General features: G+C 65.0%; 5 protein-coding genes (1 of these 5 only partly in view). All 5 read left to right on the top strand.

What is annotated here, in order from left to right; translation table 11 throughout:
• Nucleotides 1-2,161, top strand: the 3' portion of a protein-coding gene (locus CSQ85_RS09385) for an InlB B-repeat-containing protein (protein WP_150383853.1). It extends 1,343 nt beyond the left edge of the window; 2,161 of the gene's 3,504 nt are visible here — the last part of the coding sequence; the start codon falls outside the window, past its left edge; its stop codon occupies nt 2,159-2,161.
• 126 nt (nt 2,162-2,287) lie between these two features.
• Nucleotides 2,288-2,920: a hypothetical protein gene (locus CSQ85_RS09380; RefSeq protein ID WP_150383852.1), complete on the top strand. Its 633-nt coding sequence runs from the start codon at nt 2,288-2,290 to the stop codon at nt 2,918-2,920.
• Between the two features lie 109 nt (nt 2,921-3,029).
• On the top strand, nt 3,030-3,374 hold the full coding sequence (locus CSQ85_RS09375) for a hypothetical protein (RefSeq protein ID WP_150383851.1): 345 nt from the start codon (nt 3,030-3,032) through the stop codon (nt 3,372-3,374).
• A gap of 157 nt (nt 3,375-3,531) precedes the next feature.
• Entirely contained in the window at nt 3,532-5,292 is a 1,761-nt protein-coding gene (locus tag CSQ85_RS13170) for a hypothetical protein (RefSeq protein WP_190972993.1), read from the top strand.
• Nucleotides 5,293-5,446: 154 nt separating this feature from the next.
• Entirely contained in the window at nt 5,447-6,913 is a 1,467-nt protein-coding gene (locus CSQ85_RS09365; RefSeq protein WP_150383850.1) for a PrgI family protein, read from the top strand.
• The last annotated feature ends 225 nt before the right edge of the window (nt 6,914-7,138 follow it).

Below are 7,138 nucleotides of genomic sequence, written 5' to 3'. Positions count from 1 at the left end.
TGCGCAGTGGAAGGCGAACGCGTCGCAGATCACGTACGACGCGAATACGGGATCAGGCACGACCGCCCCCACCAAGGGACAGGTCGACCAGACGGTCAAGGTCGCTGCGAACGCGTTCACCAAGCCGGGCTACTCGTTCACCGGCTGGAACACGAAGCCGGACGGCACTGGCACCGCGTACAAGGCCGGCGCCGACTACAAGCTCGCCCCCGAAACACTGGCCCTGTACGCGCAGTGGAAGGCGAACGCGTCGCAGATCACGTACGACGCGAATACGGGATCAGGCACGACCGCCCCCACCAAGGGACAGGTCGACCAGACGGTCAAGGTCGCTGCGAACGCGTTCACCAAGCCGGGCTACTCGTTCACCGGCTGGAACACGAAGCCGGACGGCACTGGCACCGCGTACAAGGCCGGCGCCGACTACAAGCTCGCCCCCGAAACACTGGCCCTGTACGCGCAGTGGAAGGAACGTCCCGCATCCCTGTCTTATGACCGTAACAGCGATCAAGCCCAAGGTTCGGTTACTTCCGCGAAAGGCCTTGACTCCGACAAGGTGAAGGTCGCGGACAACGCGTTCACATGGCCGGGCCACCGGTTCACCAACTGGAACACGAAGGCCGACGGTTCTGGCTATACGGTCAAGCCCGGTTCCGAGTGGACGCTCGAGGAGGGCGATGCCGTCCTGTACGCGCAATGGTCCGAAATGCCGGCGACGCTCTCGTACGATCGCAACAGCGACCAGGCCCAAGGCGAGGTCGCTCCCGTGAAGGGCCTCGACTCCGATAAGATCGCGATTGCCGCTAACGCGTTCACATGGCCGGGCCACCGGTTCACCAACTGGAACACGAAAGCCGATGGCACGGGCGACACGGTCAAGCCGGGATCCGAGTGGACGTTGAAGGAAGGTGACACGATCCTGTACGCGCAGTGGGCGGAGGTGCCGGCCACGCTCTCCTATGAGGCGAACAGTGCCGCAGCCAAGGGCGAGGTCGCTCCCGTGAAGGGCCTCGACGCTGACAAGGTCACGATTGCCGACAATGGGTTCACGTGGGCGGGCCGCACGTTCGCCGGCTGGAACACCAAGCCGGACGGCACCGGTGACATGGTCGAGCCGGGATCCGAGTGGACGTTGAAGGAAGGTGACACGATCCTGTACGCGCAGTGGAAGGCCAACCCGTCGACACTCGCCTACCTGCCCGGCAACCCCGACGTGACGGGCGACACCCCGGCCCAGACCGGTGTGGTCGACGACAAGGTCACGGTCTCCGCCAACGAGTTCTCGTGGAAGGGTCATACGTTCCTCGGCTGGCGTCTCGTCACCGGCACGACCGGATCAGACCCGGACCATTCCAAGGATGAGGAACCCCAAGACACGACCCCGGATATTCCGTCCAAGGACGACAAGCCGCAGACTCCGTCCCCGGATACGCCGTCCAAGGACGATACTGATGGCGAGACCAAGCCTGATGGCCAGCAACCGTCCGATGCTGCGGCCGTCGCCCCCATCGCGTTGCAGACCGAAAGCCCGGACTCGACACCGTCCGACGGGTCCAAGCCGTCCACCGATTCCAGCACGTCGAAGGATGATACCGCCACGTCCGATCCTTCGAACAAGCCAACCACCGGTGACAAGCCGACCGGCTCCCAGTCTCCGGATGATGGGACCGTCAACGATCCGACCGACACTCCGTCCGTGGACGACGCGTCCGGTGATGGTGTTCCGTCGTCGGATGGGCTGATCCGTCCGGGTGACGAACGGACGCTGACCGTGGAGGGCGAGACCCTCGAGGCCGTGTGGCGGGCGAACACGTACACGATCGTCTACGACCGTAACGGCGACAACGCGACCGGTCGCATGGCCGACCAGCCCATGACGTACGGTGTGGCGGCAAACCTGACCGCGAACGCGTACACGCGCGACGGGTACACGTTCGAGGGGTGGAACACGAAGCCGGATGGCACCGGCACCGGGTACACGGATCGCGCCCAGGTACGTGACCTGACCGCGGACGACAAGGGCCGCGTGGTCTTGTACGCCCAGTGGAAGGCAGTGCAACTGCCGCAGACCGGCATGACAGCCGGTCTCCTCCTGCCGGCCGTCCTGCTGGCCGGTATGGCCGCGTGCGGGACGATCCTGTCCAGGCGCCGCCGCGACTGACCTCCCCCCGTGTTTCGCGTGACGAGCAACCCGTCGACCGTTATCGGCCGGCGGGTTGTCGTATCGGCGGTGGTCCCGTGAGAGGCCCGCGCCGTTCAGGCGTGGGTGTGACGGAAAGGACGGTGCGTGATGGGAACGGTCGTGCTGGCTGATGAACTGGTTCCACTGGTGCCGGATCCCGCGTGGGACATCAAAGGATTGCATGAGCTGGTGGGCGGGATCATGGCCGTGTGCATCCTGCTCGCGGTCGCGATGATCATCCTGGGGCTTATCAGCATGTTGCCCGGCATGGTGACGAACAACATGATGGAACGCGCGTTCTCGTGGAAACGCCTGTTGGCCGCGTTGATGATCCCGATCATCATCGGCTCCGGATCCGGGGCGATGCAATGGGGATACACCGTGTTCGGTACTGGCGGATTAAGCCCGAGCGGCAGGTACCAGGACGCGAACGGCAAGCTCTCGACGGATGGTGATTCGCAGAGCGAGCATCATTCCGATGATCTGACCGATCTGATCCAGCAGCTCGGCAAGGACATCGCGGACAGGATCGCCTCGTCCGCGACCGACGCGATCAAGAAACTCGGCGACGCGGCAGCCAGCGTGGGATCGGCCATCGGCAAGGGATTCGACGCCATCAAGAACGCGATCTCCGGCTTCCTCGGCGGCGGCGGTGGGTCTACCGGGGACAGTTCCAAGGGCAACGGGTTCGACGGCGGCGGTGGCGGTTCCGGCGGCGGCCAGTCCGGCGGACGCTGACCCCTGTTCCACAATCGTTTCCTCCGTGGTTCGCGTGGACGCCTCGACCGGTATCGGTCGGGGCGTTTTTCGTTTTCGTGTGTCCTGTGGTGAAAGGAGGGTGATTTCGATGTTTCCCCTACACACCCAGACTGTTCTCGCCCTGTCGGACGGGGACGTGAACAAGATGAACATCGCCCCGAACTGGGAGGTGTTCCCGTTCCTGAAGCTGGTGTCCGACATGGTTGGTGGCCTGTGGGCCATGGCCCTCGTCCTGACCGTGGGCGCGTGGATCCTCGCGGCTCTCGTGTGGATGCTGAGCCGTGTGATCCATTCGGGCATGATGCAGCAGTACTCCGGCACCGTGTTCGTGTGGTGCGCGATCGGCACGATCCTGCTGGGCGCCTCCATGGCCATCGTCAAGTTCCTCGTCACGAGGGACGTGTTCGACGGCGGCGGCGCAGCTACGGCCTGATCGTCTGTTCCACCCGCTTCCCTCCCCGGTTTCCCGTCCGGCCGTGTCCTGCGATGGGAGACTGGGGGAAGGGAATGTGGTCCGTTTCTTTTCCCGGCCGGCGGGCGGGTCGTCCCCGTCTCCCCGGCCTTTCTTGTGTGAAGGGTGGTGATCGCATATGACGTTGATCATCATGGGCGTGTTCGAGAAGATCGTCAGCGAATGGCTCGGTCTGGCCCTGTCGAAGGAGTTGGGCGCCTTCATGACGCTGGTCATGATGGGCAGCCAGTCGACGGTGTCGTTCAAGGAATGGAACGTGGCGATCCTGGCCGCGAACCGTCTCGGCTGGGTCATGGGTTTGGTGAATCTCGCGATCTGCATGATCGGCGCGGTGTGGGCCGCGTGGAAGGCGAGCCCGATGGAAAGCCTGAAGGCGTTCGCCATGGCGTTTCTCGCCTGGCCGTTGACCGCGATCAGCATCGATGTGATGATCCTCGTCGAAGGACTGATCACCCAGTTGACCGGCCGCATGCTGCTGTTGGGGTTGCCCGCGAACGTCAAACTCGAGGATGTGGGCGCCACGTTCTTCAAAGGGATCTTCACCTGGTCGATGACGAAAAGCATCATCCTGCAGATCTTCTTCGTGATCATCCTGACGTTGGGCATGCTGTGCCTGTCGTGCATCATGGCGGCGCGCATACTGAGCCTGATCCTCCTGGCGGCGGTCGCCCCCCTGCCGGTGTCGATGCTGGGATGGGCGTCGTCCCGACAGTCGTTCTTCCGTTGGCTGCGCGCCGTGGTGGGCGTACTGCTCGTCAAACCATGCGCCGCGCTCGTACTCACGGTCGGGTTGAGTCTGATGGGCCAGGTGAACGCGAGTTTCTGGACGGCGATGATCGGCATGGCCGCGATCTGGATGGCGTGTTTCAGTCCGAAACTGATCATGCCGGCCGTGAGCTTCATCGGCGACAACATCACCGCCGACATGCAGTCGGCCGGTTCCAAGACCGCGAAGAACGCGGTCGCGACCGCGTTCGAAGTGACCGGCCAGGTGCTCAGCAGCCTGCCTATCCCCGGCACACAGGTCGCCGGCGGACTTGCGAAGGGCACGGGTCATGCGATCCGCGGCGGCGTGGACGGCGGTCTCAGCCAAGCGGCCGGCGACGTGACGGATGGCGTCAAGGGCGCGGTCCAAACGGAGTTCAAGTACGCGTCCGCGGCAGGCAAGGCCGCGACCGGGGATGCGGCTGGCGCCGCGGCCGACGTGCTCGGCGCTTCCTGGAACCCGCCGTCCCACGGTTCGGGATCCGGATCCGGTTCGGGCGGCAAGCCCGACAACGGCGACGGCTCCTCCGGACAGGGCAAGACCCAACCGGCCCTCGCCGATCCGAACGAACCCACGTCGACGACACCCCCGGCGGACCGTTCGGCCGCGGCGAACGATGTCACGGAAGCCGCGAACCAGAAAGCCAGGAACGCCGAACAGGACGCGAACACGGGTTCCGGCTCCAAGCCGGGCGACGTGTCGTTCCCGCAGGGAACCCCGTTGACGTCGATGCTACCCGACAAGGGCATGCCCGTGTCGAATGGTGTGGCCGGAGCCTTGGGGCTTCAGGTGCCCACGGTCGGCAACTTCGGCGGATCCGGTGGCGCGCCCGGTGGCCAGGGCGGCCAAGGTGGCCAAGGCGGTTCCGGCATCGGCGGCAATGGCGGCAACGGTGTCGGCGGAAACGGCGGCAACGGTATTGGAGGTACCGGTGGCGCCGGCGGAAACGGTGGGAACGGCGGTACCGGTGGCAATGGTGGAAACGGTGGCAATGGTGGTGACGGCGGGAACGCTGGCGCGCTTGGCGTCGGCGGTACCGGTCAGGGCGGTGAGCCCGGCCGGTATTCACAGCCGGTCAAACCGGCCACGACCCAGGGGCCGTCCATCGCCTGACCGGTCGGACCGCTATCGGCGGGGCCGCGCATCCGGGTCGTGTGAACCCGATGCGCGGCCCCGCCCTCTTTGTTCACGGTTACAGTCCCGGCGTGCCTCCGCTGGTATCGGGGCGGGACCGCGTTTCCCCGTTTAGCCTGTTGGGAGGTTAGTCATGGTGATGCAGCGTGGCGACAACCGTCGCGAGGTCCCATACGCGTCGTTCAGCCGGTTGAGCGCCACGAACGTGGTGTTCGGCCTGACCTGGCCGCAGCTGATCGTCGTCTGCCTTGGTTTGGTCTTGTTCGTGTTCGGCTGCGTGCTCGGCTTCAACCTCGTCATGATCGTCGTCGGCGTCGGCCTGATGATCTTCGGATTCCTGCGCTGGGAGGGGTTGAGCCTCATGGACCGCGTGTGGATCTGGCGGCGATGGCGCCGCCGCTTGCGTGACGGGGAGACCACGTGGGCGTACCGTCCGTTGAAACGCGGCCGGGTCGAAGGCGTGCTCGGCCTGTGGGGTCACGTCGAGGAGCGTGCCGAACCGATCGAGATGCGCGGCCCCGAGGTCGTGGGCACCGGGTTCGGCGACGCCTGTTACCTGTTCGACCCGGACAAACGACAGGCGACCGCGGTCCTGACCGCGAAAGTCGAGGAGTGGAGCCTCACACCGAACGTGGAACGCACCAGCCGCGCCATGGGCCTGTCGAACCTGATCGCCGACCTCGCCGACATCAACGGGTTCAAGGAGTTGAAAGAGACCGCGTTCATCCTGCCCGGCCCCCGCCCCCAGGAGCCGGATCTGACGAACGTGGCCGACCCGGACGGGTGGATGGCCCAGGACCAGCGCGAACTGTACATGCTGCCCTCCATCGCAAGCCCCTTGCGCAACCTCAACTACATTTGCGCGAGCGTCGACGCGGACCGGCTGCAAGGCGGCGACCGGCGTGAGGACGTCGAACGGGTCGCGGTCGGCGACGCGTTGGGCCGGTTGTGTCGCGACACGATCGGGCCCGCGCTCCTGCAATGCGGCGCCCGCAGGGACAGTGTCCGCTGGTGTTCGGTCGACGACCTGCGCCGGCTCATCCATGATGTCGCCGACCAGGGCACGCAGCATGACGCGTCGTTCACCCTGGAACGGGACGATCCGACCGTGACCTGGTGCGAGGAATCCAAGGACGGCACCTACCTGACCCTGGACTCGTGCGTGGCCCGCACCTACTGGATCCTGCAATGGCCCGACCGTCCCGTGCCCGCCGGGTTCATCCGCAGCCTGCTCGCGAACAACCGGAGCATGGCGTTCTGCCACATCTGGCGTCCGAAAAGCATGGAGGAAAGCGAACGCGACCTGCGCAAGAAGGAACAGTCCATCGAACAGCGCAGCAAACTCCAGGACCAGCGGAAGAAAAGCCACGACGAACGCCGCGAGGAAAAAGAGCAACGCCAACGCGAACTCGAACAGGAGGCCAACTGGCCCGACACCGACCATCAGGGATTCGTGACCCTGTTCGCCCCCGGTTTGGACGAACTCGAGGAATTCGACCGTGACTTCCGCGCCAAGGCACGCACCTGGAAGATCAAGCTCACGCTTATGCGCGGCCAGCAACGCGAAGGCCTGACCACGGTCCTCCCCCTTGGCATCTAACCCCATCCGATACCACTTGCTGAACGCCGGTATTCCTTCCGAACTGGAGTGGATGCTGGCGTTCACTGTTTCCTGTCGACCGTTATCGGCTGGCGGGAAACCATGCTCCGGGTGAGCGGTGTGGTTCGACCCCGTATCGGGTCGCATCGGGAATCGGAACCCCTACCGATACCGTCCGGCAACCAGTCCACAAACGGATTGCAGCCGGCGATGACCCCTAGGGTT

This window comes from Bifidobacterium rousetti (genome assembly GCF_008698235.1).
Classification (GTDB): domain Bacteria; phylum Actinomycetota; class Actinomycetes; order Actinomycetales; family Bifidobacteriaceae; genus Bifidobacterium; species Bifidobacterium rousetti.
The sequence above is the reverse complement of the archived record's forward strand: the minus strand, read 5'-3'. Positions and strand labels throughout refer to the sequence as shown.